The following is a 15,362-nucleotide window of genomic DNA, read 5'->3' on the forward strand; positions in this document are numbered from 1 at the left end:
CCAGCATGAGGGGCCGCCTCCGGCGGCAACTCGACCAGCATGAGGGGCCGCCTCCGGCGCCTGCCCGGCCGGCACGATGCGGCCACCGCCCGCCGTTGCGGCGCACCATGCTGATCGAGCAGCCCGCGCAGCGGGCGTATCGAGATCCGCCGAGGGCTAGAAGCCCTCGTTGAAGCGCGGGGCGTAGTCGGCGCCGAGCGCGTCGAGCTCCTCGGGCGTCAGCTCGAGGTCGACGGAGGCGACCGCGTCCTCGAGGTGCTGCATCTTCGTCGCGCCGACGATGGGCGCGGTGACCGCCTCCTGCTGGCGGACCCAGGCGAGGGCGACCTGCGCGCGCGGGACGCCGCGCTCGGCGGCGATGCGCTCGACCGTGCCCGCCGTGCGGCGGTCGGCCTCCTCCTGCTGGTGGTAGAGCGTCTTGCCGTAGAGGTCCGTCTCGGTGCGCGAGGTGGTCGCGTCCCAGTCGCGGGTGAGGCGCCCGCGGGCCAGCGGCGACCACGGGATGACCCCGACGCCCTGGTCGAGGCAGAACGGGTGCAGCTCGCGCTCGTCCTCGCGCTGGATCAGGTTGTACTGGTCCTGCATGGAGACGAAGCGCGTCCAGCCCCCGAGGTCCGCGGTGTACTGCGCCTTCGCGAACTGCCAGGCCCACATGCTCGAGGCGCCGATGTAGCGCGCCTTGCCCGAGCGCACGACGTCGTGCAGGGTCTCCATCGTCTCCTCGATCGGCACCATCGGGTCCCAGCGGTGGATCTGGTACAGGTCGACGTAGTCGGTGCCGAGGCGGCGGAGGCTGTCGTCGATCGCGCTGAGGATGTGCCGGCGCGAGAGCCCGCCGCCGTTCGCGCTCGGACGCATCGTGCCGTGCACCTTGGTGGCGATGACGACCTCCTCGCGCACGGCGAAGTCGGCGAGCGCCCGTCCGACGAACTCCTCGCTCGTGCCGTCGGAGTAGACGTCGGCGGTGTCGAAGGTGGTGATGCCGAGCTCGAGAGCGCGGCGGAGGAAGGGCCGCGACTCCTCCTCCCCCATGCTCCAGCCGTGCGCCCCGCGGTCGGGGGCGCCGAAGCTCATGCAGCCGAGGATGATCGAGGAGACCTGGAGGCCGCTGAGGCCGAGTCGGGTGGAGTCCATGCAGTCGACGCTAGCCGCCCCGGGTCCCGCGCAGGGCCCGTCAGCCGAGACCGGGGTCCCGGCGGGTGGCGGCGACCGTGCTCGGCAGGAAGAGCAGCACCACGGCCAGCAGGGCGGGAGCCAGCAGCGCCCAGCCGATGTCCGGGACGGCGTACTGCCCCTGGAACGCGCCGAGGGCGACGGCCATCAGCACCAGCTGGATCGTGAGTGCGGAGGCGCGGATCCAGCTGCGGCGCCGGGCGGTGCCGACGGTCGTCGCGGCGACCCAGGCGAGGGCGACGAAGGAGAGCACGACGATGGCGATCCCGCCACCGATCGAACCGGCGCGAGTGGTGACCAGCTCGAGCACGAGCCACCCGGTGACGCACGCCACGGCTGCGGTCTCCAGCGCCAGAACGGCGACGAGCAGGAGCAGACCGAGGGGCCGCGGTCCGCTTCCCGGCCTGGTCGGAGGCCGGTTCCCGTCCATGATCACAGCTGCATCCCATCCAGCACTCTTGATTCGAGCCTGCCTCCGTGACAGGCTAGTGCAGTTCGTTTCACCGCTCACAGGGTCGTGGGTTACCGCCGATGTGAACTCCCCGATCCTGCTGCGCCGCGAGGCGCGAGTGCGAACGGGGCGATCTCCCGTCGGGAAGAACCGAGCACCGTCCGGTCCCGCCCGAACCGCCTCGCGCAGCTGCGTGAGGTCTCGTGGCGTGCGCTGGGGCAGGTGCTCGGTGCATGCCGATGGTTCAGACCGTCGGTGTGACTCGATCATCCCACCCGAACACTGCGTGGTTCCTCCACGCACGCTGTCACACAAGGAGCACCTGCATGGACTGGCGCGACAAGGCCGCTTGCCTCACCGCTGACCCCGAGCTTTTCTTCCCGGTCGGCAACACCGGACCCGCCGTCGACCAGATCGAGAAGGCGAAGACGGTCTGCGGTCGCTGCACCGTCACGGAGGTCTGCCTCCAGTACGCCCTCGAGACCGGTCAGGACTCGGGCGTCTGGGGCGGCCTCAGCGAGGACGAGCGCCGCGCCCTCAAGCGCCGCGCCGCCCGCGCCCGCCGCGCCTCGTAGCGCTCGGCGCCGGCACCAGCCGGCACCCGCACCACCTCGACCCCCGCTCGCCCTCGGCAGCGGGGGTCGCGTCGTCCCCGGGGACACCGAGCGGGAGCCGGACCCGCGCGGATCAGACCCGCGGGCCCTTGAGCCAGCGCAGCGGTACTTCGATGGTGACCTCGGTGCCGCGGCCGACCAGCGTGTGCCAGTCGATCGTCCCGCCGAGCTCGCCCTGGATCAGGGTGCGCACGATCTGCGTGCCGAGGCCCGAGCCGACCTTCCCCTCCGGCAGTCCGACGCCGGTGTCGCGCACCTTGACGGTCAGCTCGTCGTCGCCGCGGGTCGCGACGATCTCGACGTCGCCCTCGCGGCCCGCCAGACCGTGCTCGACGGCGTTGGTGACGAGCTCGGTCAGCGCGAGGGCGAGCGGAGTCGCGTACTCGCTCGGCAGATCGCCGAAGCTGCCGGTGAAGGTGGGGTGCACCGTGGTGTTGTGCGTCGAGGCGACCTCGGCGATCAGCAGCAGCACGCGGTCGAACACCGCGTCGAAGTCGACGTTCTGCGCGAGCCCCTCGGAGAGAGTGTCGTGCACGACCGCGATCGCGGCGACGCGGCGCATGGCCTGCGTCAGAGCCTCGCGGGCGAGATCGGAGTGGGTGCGCCGGGCCTGGATCCGCAGCAGCGAGGCGACCGTCTGCAGGTTGTTCTTCACCCGGTGGTGGATCTCGCGGATCGTCGCGTCCTTGGTGATGAGCTCCCGCTCCTGGTGGCGGAGCTCGGTCACGTCGCGGCAGAGCACGACGGCGCCGACGCGCTCGCCCCGGTCGCGGATCGGGATCGCGCGCAGCGAGACGGTGACGCCGCGCGCCTCGATGTCGGTGCGCCAGGGCGCCCGGCCGGTGACGACCAGCGGCAGCGACTCGTCGATGACGACCTTGCCGGCGACGAGTCCCGTGGTGACCTCGGCGAGCGACTCGCCCTCGAGCTCCTCCGCGAAGCCGATCCGGTTGAAGGCCGAGAGCGCGTTGGGGCTGGCGAAGGTGGTGATGCCGTCGACGTCGAGGCGGATCAGGCCGTCGGAGGCGCGCGGGGCGCCGCGACGCGGGCCGGTCGGCGCGCCGAGGTCCGGGAAGTCGCCCGAGGCGATCATCGAGAAGAGGTCGTTCGCGCAGTCGTTGAAGGTCAGCTCCTGGCGGCTGGGGGTCCGCGTCTCGCTGAGGTTGGTGTGCCGGGTCACGACCGCGATCGGCTGGTCCGTGGTCCCGGCGTCGGAGCCGCCGAGGCGCCGGATGACGGGCACGGCGCGCACGCGGGTCGGGGTCTCCTCGAACCAGTCCGGCGCGGAGGTGTCGACGATGCGGGCGCTCTCGAAGGCCTCGGCGACCTGGGCGCGCCACTCCGCCTTGATCTTCTGCCCGACGAAGTCGCGGTAGAAGAGCGTCGCCGCGCTCGAGGGCCGGGCGTGCGCGACGGCGACGAAGCCGCCCTCCGCCGTCGGCACCCACAGCACGATGTCCGCGAAGGCGAGGTCGGCGAGCAGCTGCAGATCGCCGACCAGGAGGTGCAGCCATTCGACGTCCGCGTCCGTGGAGCGGCCGTGGGAGAGGACGAGATCACTGAGGGTCGACACCCGACAAGCCTAGGTGCCGTCGTCGCGCGCACCGCACCTGCGGTGCCCCGCGCCCGGTTATCCACAGACCGGCTCTCGACCCGACGTGAGCATGGCTCGACTGCTTCGATGAGGGCACCCCGTCGCGCCCACCCCGGCACGATCCGCACCTTCCGAGCCGAGAGGTGACCCGAACCGTGAGTCGCTCGTCCTGCCTTTGGAGCACGCCGCATGATGCATCCCACCAATGCGTTCGATTACCGCACCCTGCCGCTCGAGGCCGGCGCCGCCGTCGCCGCGACGCCGACCGCGGCGTTCTTCGCGCCCCAGCCGGCGACCCGGGCGGAGCTGCCCGATCCCGAGCCGATCCTCCACTGCCTGACGCTGCTGGTGGTCGAGGTCCTGGGCGGCTCGCGGGAGATCGACCAGCTCGCGCGCTGGCTGAGTGACGACGTCTACCGGCACCTGCAGAAGCGGGTGGTGATGGCCGCCCGCGCTCGGAGCGTCAAGGGCCGCTCGACGCAGCGCATCCCGTTCACGGTCGGCCGGGTCGTCGTCACGGAGCCGCGGGACGGGATCGTGGAGGCCGTCGTCCTCGTGCACAACCGTGTGCGCACCCGCGCGGTCGCCATCCGGCTGGAGGGCACCGACGCCCGCTGGCGCGCGACCGCGATCAACGTGCTGTGACGGCGGTCAGCGCGTGCGGGTCGGCTCGGCGATCAGCGCTCGCGCGCGGCGGCCACCGGCGGCAGCACCACGCGCACGCCCTTCTCCCGAAGCGCCTCCTCGAGCTCCGGCGGCGGCGGCGCGTCCGTGACGAGATAGTCGGCCCGGCCGAGCTCCGCCACCTGCGCGAAGAGGGTGCGGCCGAACTTGGTCTGGTCGGCCAGGATCGCCACGCGCTCGCAGCGCGCGATCATCTCGCTCATCATCACGCCCTCGGCCAGGTTGCTGGTGGAGTAGCCGTTCTCGGCCGACACGGCGCCGACGGAGATCAGGCCGATGTCGCAGTGCAGATCGACGGCGGCGCCCTGCTCCGCGACCGCGAAGCCCACCGGCCCGACCGTCGACTGGCCGCCCAGCCGCACGGCACCGCCGAAGACGAAGAGGTCGCGGCAGGTCTTCGAGCCGATCTCGGCGGGGACGCGCAGGTTGTTCGTCGCGATCGTCAGCTCGCGGTGGTCGTTGAGGTGCCGGACGACGGCGAGCGAGGTGGTGCCGGCGTTGAGCATCACCACGGCCCCGTTGTCGACGAGGCCCGCGGCGAGCGCGCCGATCTTCTCCTTCGCGCCGCGCTGGATGCCGAGGCGCACGTCCAGGCGCTTCTCGGTGGCGGGCATCACGGCGAGGCTCACCGCGCCGCCGTGCGTGCGGACCAGGTAGCCGTCGGCGTCGAGCTGGTCGAGATCGCGCCGGACGGTGTCGGCCGAGACGGCGAAGCGGCGGGCCAGCGTGGTCACCGTGACCTCGCCCGCCTCGGCGACGTAGGCCGCCAGATCGGCCTTCCGGCCGGCCGGCAGACGGAGCGGAGCGTCGTTCGCGGAGGGGGCGTCGTCGGTGTCGGGCATGGGGGTTGTCTAACACCGCCGTGCAGGATGCTGCAACTCCTCGCGCCTGGAAGGCGGTCTTTCGTGCGATCTGGGCCGCGTTTGTCGCACAACTCGGCAATTTCCTGCCGGTTCTTGCATGTCCACGCACCGGCAGGTACATTCGCAGAACACAAGCGCAAGAATGCGCACACAACAGCAGATAACTGCAGAGTTGCAGGGAGTGACATGAGCAAAGGTGCTCGCATCAAGAGAGCCGTCGTCTTCACCGTCAGCGCGGCGTTCGCCGCGACGATGCTGACCGGCTGCAGCCAGGGTGGCGGCGATTCCGCGGCAGGCGGAGACGTCACCCTCGAATTCGCGCAGTGGTGGGAGCCCGAGCTCTCGGACGGCGCCCTCCGGGGCCTGATGGACGACTTCGAGGCCGCGAACCCCGGCATCACGGTCGACCTCCTCAGCGGTCCGTACGCCTCGACCAAGGAGCAGCTCTTCGCCGGCGCCGCGGCCGGCACGATGTCCGACGTCGTCGGGCTCGACGGCGCCTGGATCAGCGACTTCGCCAAGCAGGGCGCGCTGGCCGACCTCGGCCCGCTGCTCTCCGACGCCGGCTTCGACGAGAGCCAGCTCTCCTCGACCGTCGTCGTCGACGGCAAGACCGCCATGGTCCCCGTCGTCAACTTCGTCTACCCGCTCTTCACCAACGACGCCCTGCTCTCCGAGGCGGGCGTCAGCGCTCCCCCCTCGACCCGCAGCGAGTTCGAGACCGCGGCCAAGGCGATCACGGCGCTCGGCGACAACACCAGCGGCTGGGTGCTCCCGCTCTCGAGCGACGCGCCCAACGGGATCCAGAACGACGTCATGTCCTGGGTCTGGGCGTCCGGCGGCAGCATGCTCGACGACGGCAAGCCCGACCTCACCAACGACGCCGTCACCAGCGCGGTCGACTACATCGCGCAGCTCGACGCCGACGGCGTGATCGCCCCCGGCGCCGCGACGATGAAGGAGCAGGACAAGGTCGAGGAGTTCACGAACGGCCGCGTCGGCATGATGATCGACTCCCTCTCGCACATCGCCACCATCCGCGAGTCCAACCCCGACCTGAAGTTCAGCATCTCGGCCATCCCGGCCGAGGACGGCTTCAGCGGCGAGCGCGGCATCCCCTTCGCCTCCTGGGGCATCGGGGTCTCGGCCAGCAGCGAGCACCCGGCCGAGGCCGCGAAGCTCGTCTCCTTCCTGATGAGCGCCGACACGAACTCGAAGCTGTCCACGCTGGCGAACGCCTTCCCCGGCAACACCGCATCGACGCCGGACTTCTCGGACAGCGACCCGCTGTACCAGGAGGCCTTCGACATCTACTCGGCCGGCTACCCGGCGAACGAGTTCGTCGGCCTGCCCGTTGCGGAGCAGCTGATGCGCGACTTCGACGAGCAGCTGCAGGCCGCCCTCAACGGCGACCAGAGCGTCGACGAGGCGCTGGAGAAGTCCCAGGAAGCCTGGCTCGGCGAGTTCTGAGCCGTGACGCGTCCGTCCCCGATCGCGCCGCGGGAGTCCTCTCCCGCGGCGCGATCGCCCCTCACCCCACCCCCGATCCAAGGAGGACCGTCGTGGTCGCACTGCTGAGCACGCCGCAGCGTCCCGCCGCCGGCAGCCCCGCCCCCGCCGGTGCGCCGCGCCGGAAGCGCCGCGACCTCGCGCCCTACCTCTACCTGTCCCCCACGGCGATCGTGATGCTCGTCCTGATGCTCGTGCCGGTCCTGCTGGTGATCGGGTACTCGTTCTTCGACAACGTCATCACGAACCCGAAGCCCGCCTTCGTCGGCCTCGCGAACTACCTCGAGGTCCTGGGAGATCCGAAGTTCCGCACGGCGACCGGCAACACGATCGTCTTCGTCGGCGTCAGCGTCGCCGCCCACCTGGTGCTCGGCCTCGGCTTCGCGATGCTGCTCAACTCGCCGCTCGTGCCGACCGTCGCCAAGTCGCTCTTCCGTGTGATCTACGTCCTGCCGTGGCTGTTCACCGTCGCGATCATCGCGGTGCTCTGGCGGCTGCTGCTGAACCCGAACGGCGTGATCAACTACGCGCTGATCTCGCTCGGGCTGACCGACAAGGGCATCGAGTGGCTCGCCTCCCCCGCGACCGCGCTGCTCTCGGTGACCTTCATCAACATCTGGGCGGGCTACTCGTTCTACATGATCACGCTCCTGGCGGGTCTGCAGGGCATCCCGCACGACCTCTACGAGGCGGCGAAGGTCGACGGAGCGAGCGCCTGGCAGCGCTTCTGGAACGTCACGATCCCGCAGCTCAAGCCGATCATCATCAGCATGTCGGTCCTGGACATCATCTGGACCTCGCAGCAGTTCGCGCTGATCTGGATGACGACCGGCGGCGGCCCGATCGACGCGACCGAGATGCTCAGCACCTACACCTACAAGCTCGCGTTCAGCCGCTACGAGTTCTCGGTGGCCTCGGCGAGCGCCGTCCTGATCCTCCTCCTCACCATGGTCCTCGCGTTCTTCTACGTGCGGAACCAGAAAGCCAGGGACTGACGTGACCGCCACCGCCACCCGCCCGGCCGTCCGCACGCCGCGGCTCCTCGCTGCGAAGGCCGGGGTCTGGGTCCTCCTCCTGATCGGCGCCGCCTTCGCGGGCCTGCCGATCGTCTGGATGGCCGCCAGCTCGTTCAAGTCGAACACCGAGATCTTCGAGTACCCGCCCCGGCTGATCACGGACACGTTCTCGTTCGCGGCCTACGCCGGGATCCTGGGCGACCTGACCAAGGTCCGCTTCTTCATCAACAGCTACGTCGTCGCCCTCGCGGTCGTGGCGCTGACGCTGGTCGTCGCGATCCTCGCGTCCTACGCGTTCAGCCGCTACGAGTTCCGCTTCAAGCGCCCGATCAACATCATCATCGTCAGCGTGCAGGCGGTGCCGCCGATCACCCTGCTGATCCCGTTCTTCGGATTGATGGTGACACTGCGGCTCTACAACACCTACCAGGGGCTGATCCTCACCTATCTGGTCTTCACGCTGCCCTACGCGATCATCATGCTGACCGGCTACTTCAACACCCTCCCCCGCGATCTCGACGAGGCGGCGCGGATGGACGGGGCCGGCCCGATGACGGTGCTCTGGCGGATCCTGGTGCCGATCGCGATCCCCGGGATCGTCTCGGTCGGCGTCTACACCTTCATGATCGCGTGGAACGAGTACCTCTTCGCGCTCACCCTGACCCGCACCGACGACATGCGCACGGTGCCGATCGGCATCCAGCTGCTCATGGGCCAGAACTCCTACGAGTGGAACGAGATGATGGCGATGAGCATCCTCGGATGCGTTCCCGTCCTCCTCCTCTTCCTCTTCTTCCAGCGGTACTTCATCGGCGGCATGACCGCCGGGGCCGTCAAGAGCTGAGGCGCGCGTCCGCGCGTCCGGAACACCACCACCACCACGAGAAGGACAGTCAGAGAATGCTTGTTTCCGGAAAAGACCTGCTCGACGTCGCCAATGCGAACGGCTTCGCCGTCCCCGCGTTCAACGTCAGCGACTACGCCATGATGAACGGCCTCTTCGAGATCAGCGAGGAGAAGGCCTCGCCCCTGCTCATCGCGATCCACCCCGACGAGCTGAGCCACACCGGAGTGGACATCCTGCACGCGATCATCGCCCGCGCCCACCGCTCCAGCGTCCCGGTGACCATCCACCTCGACCACGGCGGCACCTACGAGCAGGTGCTGCTCGCGATCAAGTCGGGCTTCACCTCGGTCATGATCGACGGCTCGATGCTCCCCTACGACGAGAACGTCGCGATCACCAAGCGCGTCGTCGACGCCGCGCACGCCGTCGGCGTCTCGGTCGAGGGCGAGCTGGGCACCATCGGCAAGACCGACAACGAGGCGGAGGACGGCGCCGCGAACATCATCTACACCGAGCCCGACGAGGCGGTCGACTTCGTCGCCTCCACCGGGGTCGACAGCCTCGCCATCGCCATCGGCACCAGCCACGGCCTGTACCCGGCGTCGATGAAACCGGCGCTCAAGCTCGACCTGCTCGCCGAGATCAAGAAGCGCGTCTCCGTGCCGCTGGTCCTGCACGGCGGGTCGAACAACCCCGACGCCGAGATCGCGGAGTCGGTGAAGCGCGGCGTCAACAAGATCAACATCTCCAGCGACATCAAGGCCTCGTACCACAACAAGATGCGGGAGGTGCTCGCCGACCCGTCTGTCCGCGAGCCGAACACCATCCAGCCGCCCTCCATCGCCGCGATGAAGGAGACGGCCGCCGAGAAGATCGACCTGTTCGGCTCCGCCGGCAAGGCCGAGCTCTACTAGAACCGGCGCACGAGATGAACGAGAGGATCGTGCTCGGCCTGGGCGGGACCGTCGACTACGAGATCGACTGGGACGACGACGTCGTCCAGGCGCTCGCGGACGACTACGGGATCCGCACGGCCGAGCTGACGAGGACGGCGCCGGTGACCACCGAGCGCGAGCTCCTCGTGGCGCTCCTCGCGTTCCTCGTCGACGGTGCGGGAGGGGAGAGATTCGCCTCCTCCTCCCGCATCGTCGAGGAGTTCGCGCAGCGTTTCCCCCGGCGGATCACCCTCGGCGGGACGGGGGTGCGGGCCGGCTACGCGCTCGCCGTGCACGGCCTCGCCGCCACCCAGCACCTGGTGAGCATCGACGACCACGTCCGCCGGCTCCTGCCCCCGGGCACCGAGTACGTCTCGAGCGCGACCGCGGACAGCACCGACCCGCACCTGATCGTGCAGTTCCCGCCCGGCGCCCGGGTCCGGCTCGACGACCGCCTGCTGGTGGCTCCGCATCCCAACCGCGTGATCTTCGCGAACGATCCGCCCAACCGGGAGCTGCTGCTGGCGGAGGGGCTCGGCGGCGTGCTCGCCGACGCGGGCGTCTTCCTCGTCTCGGGCTTCAACAGCATCCAGGACGAGTCGGTGCTGGCGGAGCGGCTCGAGACGCTGCGGCGCCACCTCGCGGCGCTGCCCGCCTCGGCCGACGTCGTCTACGAGGACGCGGGGTTCCACCTCCCCGCCCTGCAGGACCGGGCCCGCTCGGCCCTGCTCGGCTGCGTCGACGTCGTCAGCATGAACGAGGACGAGCTGCAGGCGCTGCTCGGGCACCGACTCGACCTGCTCGACCCGGACGCGGTGGTCGAGGCGCTGGCGACCGCGGCGGCGCTGCTCCCCGGCCCCGTGCTCGTGGTGCACACCCGGCACTGGTCGGCGGCCGTCGGAGCAGAGGCCGAGCGGTTCCGCGCGGCGCTCCTCGGCGGAGTCACGATGGCGAGCACCCGCTACCTGCTCGGCGACGGCATCATCGCCGCCGACTACGACCGCGTCGCCCAGCTGCCGGCGCAGCCCGGCGGCGTCGCGGTCTGCGCCGCTGTCGAGGCGCGGCTGCCGGCGGTCTGCACCCCCGGCCTCGTCCTCGAGACCGACCGCCCCACCACGATCGGCCTCGGCGACGCCTTCGCCGGCGGCTTCGTCTCGGCGCTCGTGCGCTCCCGCGCCTGACCGGCCCCGCCGACGGCGAAGGCCCCGCTCCCCGCCTGAGCGGGGCCGGGGCCTTCGTCGTGTGTGGTCGGCGCTGGATCAGCGGCGCTTGGACTGCGCGCGGCGCTCCTGGCGGTTGTTCGGCGTCTCGTCGTCCGAGGCGGGTGTCTGCTGGCCGAAGGCGCCGGTGGTCGAGGCGTCCTCCGCGTCCTGCGGGCGCGCCTCGCGGGCCGCCGCGGCGCTGGCCTTGGCCGTCGCCGCCTGCTGCACGCGGCCGCGCTGGTCGCGGACCTCGACGCCGCCCGAGTCGCTCGGCGCGGAGTAGCTGAGCTTCTCGACCGGGGCGACCGGCTCGGAGAGGCCCTTCGCGGCGACACCGGCGACCTCGCCCTGCTTCTGGGTGACCTCGACCTCGAGGTTGAAGAGGAAGCCGACGGTCTCCTCGCGGATCTGGCCCATCATCTGCTGGAAGAGCGTGAAGCCCTCGCGCTGGTACTCGACCAGCGGGTCGCGCTGGGCCATCGCGCGCAGGCCGATGCCGTCCTTGAGGTAGTCCATCTCGTAGAGGTGGTCGCGCCAGCGGCGGTCGATCACCGAGAGGACGACGCGGCGCTCGAGCTCGCGCATGGCGGGCGCACCGAGCTGCTCCTCGCGGCCCTGATAGGCGAGCTTCGCGTCCGAGAGGATCTCGCGGCGCATGAACTCCTTGTTGATCCGGCCGCGGCTGCCGGCCTCCTGCACGACCTCGTCGATCGACAGGCTGACCGGGTAGAGCGTCTTCAGCTCGGTCCAGAGCGCGTCGAAGTCCCAGTCGTCGCCGTTGCCCTCGCCGGTGTGCACCTCGAGGATCTCGTCGATCACGTCGACGAGGAACTTCTGGGTGCGCTCGTGCAGGTCGTCGCCCTCGAGGATGTGGCGGCGGTCGGAGTAGATCGCCTCGCGCTGGCGGTTGAGGACGTCGTCGTACTTGAGGACGTTCTTGCGGATCTCGGCGTTGCGCGCCTCGACCTGCGACTGAGCGCTGCGGATGGCGCGCGAGACGACCTTGGACTCGATCGCCATGTCGTCCGGCACGTTGCCGCGGCCCATCAGGGCCTCCGCGGCGCCGGAGTTGAACAGGCGCATCAGGTCGTCGGTGAGCGAGAGGTAGAAGCGGCTCTCGCCCGGGTCGCCCTGGCGGCCGGAGCGGCCGCGGAGCTGGTTGTCGATGCGGCGCGACTCGTGGCGCTCGGTGCCGAGCACGTAGAGGCCGCCGGCGGCCTGGACCTTCTCGGCCTCCTCGGCGACCTTCGACTTGACGCCGGCGAACACGTCGTCCCAGGCGGCCTCGTAGTCGTCGGGGGTGTCGACCGGGCTGAGGCCCTTGGTCGACATCTCGGTGACGGCGAGGAACTCGGCGTTGCCGCCGAGCATGATGTCGGTGCCGCGGCCGGCCATGTTGGTGGCGACGGTGACGGCGCCGAGGCGGCCGGCCTGGGCGACGATCGCCGCCTCCCGCGCGTGGTTCTTGGCGTTCAGCACCTCGTGGCGCACGCCCTTCTTGGCGAGCAGGCGGGAGAGGTACTCGCTCTTCTCGACGCTGGTCGTGCCGACGAGGACGGGCTGGCCCGCCGCGTGGCGCTCGACGATGTCCTCGACGACCTGCTCGAACTTGACCTGCTCGTTCTTGTAGACGAGGTCGGCGTTGTCGATGCGCTGCATCTTGCGGTTGGTCGGGATGGAGACGACGCCGAGCTTGTAGGTCGACATGAACTCGGCGGCCTCGGTCTCGGCCGTTCCGGTCATACCGGAGAGCTTGCCGTAGAGGCGGAAGTAGTTCTGCAGCGTGACGGTCGCGAGGGTCTGGTTCTCGGCCTTGACCTGCACGCCCTCCTTCGCCTCGATCGCCTGGTGGATGCCCTCGTTGTAGCGGCGGCCGGCCAGGATGCGGCCGGTGTGCTCGTCGACGATCATCACCTCGCCGTTGAGGACGACGTAGTCCTTGTCCTTCTTGAACAGGGCGCGGGCCTTGATCGAGTTGTTGAGGAACGAGATCAGCGGGGTGTTCGCGGACTCGTAGAGGTTGTCGATGCCGAGGTAGTCCTCGACCTTCTCGATGCCGGGCTCGAGCACGCCGACGGTGCGCTTCTTCTCGTCGACCTCGTAGTCCTCGCCCTCGACCAGGCGCTTGGCGAGGCCCGCGAACTCGGCGAACCAGCGGTTGGCCTCGCCCGAGGCGGGGCCGGAGATGATCAGCGGGGTGCGCGCCTCGTCGATGAGGATCGAGTCGACCTCGTCGACCACGGCGAAGAAGTGACCGCGCTGGACCATGTCCTGCGCCTGCCAGGCCATGTTGTCGCGGAGGTAGTCGAAGCCAAACTCGTTGTTCGTGCCGTAGGTGATGTCGGCCGCGTACTGCTCGCGGCGCTGCTCCGGGGTCTGACCGGAGAGGATGACGCCGGTCGTCATGCCGAGGGCGCGGAACACGCGGCCCATCAGCTCGGACTGGTAGTTCGCGAGGAAGTCGTTGACCGTGACGATGTGCACGCCGCGGCTCGCGATGGCGTTGAGGTACGCCGGCAGGGTCGCGACGAGGGTCTTGCCCTCGCCGGTCTTCATCTCGGCGATGTTGCCGAGGTGCAGCGCGGCGCCGCCCATCAGCTGGACGTCGAAGTGGCGGAGGCCGAGCGTGCGGCGCGACGCCTCGCGGACGGCGGCGAAGGCCTCCGGCAGCAGGTCGTCGAGCGACTCGCCGTTCGAGTAGCGCTCGCGCAGCTCGACGGTCTCGTTCTTCAGCTCCTCGTCGCTGAGGTGCGTGAAGTCCTCTTCGAGGGCGTTGACGGCTTTCGCGTAGTTCTCGAGGCGGCGGAGGACCCGGCCCTCCCCGACGCGAAGGACCTTTTCGAGAACTGAGGCCACGGGGTACTCCAAAACGTAGAAGACAGGTGCCCGACGGCACAGCGCGGACTGCTCCACACTAGCCGGGGCGGGCTGTGCGCGGTCCGACAGGGCGCGAAGAACCTCCGGCGGAATCCGCCGGGGGCTCTCCGTCACGAGGACGGTGGGATCACACCGCCGCGGCCTCCGACTGCGCGTCGGCCTCGTCGCCGAGGCCGATCACGCCGTAGTCCCAGCCCTTGCGGCGGTAGACGACGCTCGGGCGGTCGGTGTCGGCGTCGATGAACAGGTAGAAGTCGTGACCGACCAGCTCCATGTAGTCGACGGCGTCGTCGACGCTCATCGAGACGGAGGGGAAGACCTTCGTACGGATGACGACGGGGCAGTACGGCTCCTCCGCGTCGTCCTCGTCCGCAGCGGAGTCGACCGGCGCCGGCTCCTCCTGCACGGGGATCACGCCCGTGCTCAGGCGCTCGAGCACCGCGGCGTCGGCCGGCTGGATCGCGACGACGCTGAAGTCGTCGGCCGCCGCGTCGCGCAGCGACGTCGGCCGATGCTGGCCCCGATGCACCTTCTTGCGGTCCTTGGCGCGCCGCACCCGTTCGAGCAGGCGCCCGAGCGCCACGTCGAAGGCGGCGTACTTGTCCGCGCCGCTCGCCTCGGCCCGGACGACGGGCCCCTTGCCGATCAGCGTGAGCTCGACCCGGTCGCCGGCGGCGGCGCCCTTGCCCTCGCTGTGACGGCTCGCCTTGATCTCGAGCGCGAGCGCCCGGTCGGCGAGGTGGGCGATCTTCTCCGACTTCTCCGTCGCGTAGGCGCGGAAGCGATCGGTGATGCCCATGTTGCGGCCTGTGATGTCGATGTCCATGACAACCTCCCAGTCGAGTACGGCGTGCCGCCTTTCTCCGGGCGGACCGTTCACGCCGTCCACCGAGCGTAGACCCGTGGTCGTCCGATCGTCATCGGGAGTTCATCAGGAAGACGCGCTCCCCCGCCGCGGAGTGCCCGCGAGCGCGACGGCGCCGGCCACCGCTCCCCCGCCCGCGCGGACGGCCCGGCGCAGCTCGAGCAGCGTGGCGCCCGAGGTGACCACGTCGTCGACGAGCAGGATCCGCTCGCCGTCCAGCGGACGCCTGGCGCGGAACGCGCCGTCGAGGTTCGCGCGCCGCTCGGCCCGGGCGAGGCCCACCTGGTCGAGGGCGAGCCGGGTCCGCGCGAGCGGCCGGGTGGGGCGCCCGCCGGCCGCGCGCACCAGCAGGTCGACGGGGTCGAAGCCGCGCCGCAGATGCCGCAGCCGCGAGCGGGGCGGTGCGACCAGCAGCGCTGGAGCGCCGTCGAGCGCCTGGAGCAGGACGGGCCGCAGCAGCGCGCCGAGCGGTCGCGCCGCGGCGACCCGCCCCTCCGCCTTGAGCGCGAGGACGAGGCGGCGCACCGTGCCGGAGTACTCCGCGCCGACGAGCACGTCGAGCGGGTCGTCGTCCGGGCGCAGCCGGCGCACGTCCGGCCGGGCCTCCGCTGCGAGCGCCGACGCGCAGCCCGGGCAGGGCACCCGCGTCGCCGGCAGCTCGCAGGCCGGGCAGTCCACCGGCAGCAGCACGGCGAGGGCGTCGAGGAGGTGATCGCGCAGCATCGGGCGAGT

General features: G+C 70.5%; 14 protein-coding genes. 7 read left to right on the forward strand and 7 right to left on the reverse strand.

Annotated elements, in window-relative coordinates; translation table 11 throughout:
- Positions 1-156: 156 nt before the first annotated feature.
- Both HQQ86_RS03010 and HQQ86_RS03015 read right to left on the reverse strand, forming a co-directional pair.
- Positions 157-1,134, reverse strand: a complete 978-nt coding sequence (locus tag HQQ86_RS03010; RefSeq protein WP_173286345.1) for an aldo/keto reductase — start codon at positions 1,132-1,134, stop codon at positions 157-159.
- 40 nt (positions 1,135-1,174) lie between these two features.
- A complete protein-coding gene (locus HQQ86_RS03015; RefSeq protein ID WP_254071774.1) occupies positions 1,175-1,507 on the reverse strand; it encodes a hypothetical protein in 333 nt (110 codons plus the stop codon).
- Between the two features lie 443 nt (positions 1,508-1,950).
- On the opposite strand from HQQ86_RS03015, the gene HQQ86_RS03020 reads away from it, so the two are divergent.
- Positions 1,951-2,199: a WhiB family transcriptional regulator gene (locus HQQ86_RS03020; RefSeq protein ID WP_056045195.1), complete on the forward strand. Its 249-nt coding sequence runs from the start codon at positions 1,951-1,953 to the stop codon at positions 2,197-2,199.
- Between the two features lie 112 nt (positions 2,200-2,311).
- On the opposite strand, the gene HQQ86_RS03025 is transcribed toward HQQ86_RS03020, so the two are convergent.
- Positions 2,312-3,811, reverse strand: coding sequence for a PAS domain-containing sensor histidine kinase (locus tag HQQ86_RS03025; protein WP_173286349.1), 1,500 nt, complete (start codon positions 3,809-3,811; stop codon positions 2,312-2,314).
- A 210-nt stretch (positions 3,812-4,021) separates the two neighbouring features.
- Between HQQ86_RS03025 and HQQ86_RS03030 the strand changes: the two genes are divergently transcribed.
- Complete coding sequence (locus HQQ86_RS03030) at positions 4,022-4,477, forward strand: Rv3235 family protein (protein ID WP_254071775.1); 456 nt, start codon at positions 4,022-4,024, stop codon at positions 4,475-4,477.
- Between the two features lie 32 nt (positions 4,478-4,509).
- Here HQQ86_RS03030 and HQQ86_RS03035 read toward each other — a convergent pair whose 3' ends face one another.
- Positions 4,510-5,358: a DeoR/GlpR family DNA-binding transcription regulator gene (locus HQQ86_RS03035; protein WP_173286351.1), complete on the reverse strand. Its 849-nt coding sequence runs from the start codon at positions 5,356-5,358 to the stop codon at positions 4,510-4,512.
- Positions 5,359-5,565: 207 nt separating this feature from the next.
- Here HQQ86_RS03035 and HQQ86_RS03040 point away from each other — a divergent pair, with 207 nt between their 5' ends.
- The 5 genes from HQQ86_RS03040 to HQQ86_RS03060 all read left to right on the forward strand — a co-directional run bounded on the left by HQQ86_RS03040 (position 5,566) and on the right by HQQ86_RS03060 (position 10,867).
- Entirely contained in the window at positions 5,566-6,849 is a 1,284-nt protein-coding gene (locus tag HQQ86_RS03040) for a sugar ABC transporter substrate-binding protein (RefSeq protein WP_173286353.1), read from the forward strand.
- A 92-nt stretch (positions 6,850-6,941) separates the two neighbouring features.
- Entirely contained in the window at positions 6,942-7,883 is a 942-nt protein-coding gene (locus tag HQQ86_RS03045) for a carbohydrate ABC transporter permease (protein WP_367948532.1), read from the forward strand.
- A gap of 1 nt (position 7,884) precedes the next feature.
- On the forward strand, positions 7,885-8,748 hold the full coding sequence (locus HQQ86_RS03050; RefSeq protein ID WP_367948533.1) for a carbohydrate ABC transporter permease: 864 nt from the start codon (positions 7,885-7,887) through the stop codon (positions 8,746-8,748).
- Between the two features lie 56 nt (positions 8,749-8,804).
- Positions 8,805-9,665, forward strand: a complete 861-nt coding sequence (locus tag HQQ86_RS03055; protein ID WP_173286355.1) for a ketose-bisphosphate aldolase — start codon at positions 8,805-8,807, stop codon at positions 9,663-9,665.
- Between the two features lie 14 nt (positions 9,666-9,679).
- Positions 9,680-10,867: an ADP-dependent glucokinase/phosphofructokinase gene (locus tag HQQ86_RS03060; protein WP_173286357.1), complete on the forward strand. Its 1,188-nt coding sequence runs from the start codon at positions 9,680-9,682 to the stop codon at positions 10,865-10,867.
- A 78-nt stretch (positions 10,868-10,945) separates the two neighbouring features.
- Here the strand turns inward: HQQ86_RS03060 and secA are convergent, their stop codons facing one another.
- The 3 genes from secA to HQQ86_RS03075 all read right to left on the reverse strand — a co-directional run bounded on the left by secA (position 10,946) and on the right by HQQ86_RS03075 (position 15,353).
- Entirely contained in the window at positions 10,946-13,744 is a 2,799-nt protein-coding gene (gene secA / locus HQQ86_RS03065) for a preprotein translocase subunit SecA (RefSeq protein ID WP_173286359.1), read from the reverse strand.
- 148 nt (positions 13,745-13,892) lie between these two features.
- Entirely contained in the window at positions 13,893-14,591 is a 699-nt protein-coding gene (gene raiA, locus HQQ86_RS03070; RefSeq protein WP_173286361.1) for a ribosome-associated translation inhibitor RaiA, read from the reverse strand.
- Positions 14,592-14,696: 105 nt separating this feature from the next.
- Positions 14,697-15,353 (reverse strand): ComF family protein, encoded by a 657-nt coding sequence (locus HQQ86_RS03075; RefSeq protein WP_173286363.1) that lies wholly within the window; start codon positions 15,351-15,353, stop codon positions 14,697-14,699.
- Positions 15,354-15,362: the final 9 nt, after the last annotated feature.

The sequence above is a fragment of the Rathayibacter sp. VKM Ac-2857 genome (genome assembly GCF_013205025.1).
In the GTDB taxonomy this organism is placed as follows: Bacteria; Actinomycetota; Actinomycetes; order Actinomycetales; family Microbacteriaceae; genus Rathayibacter.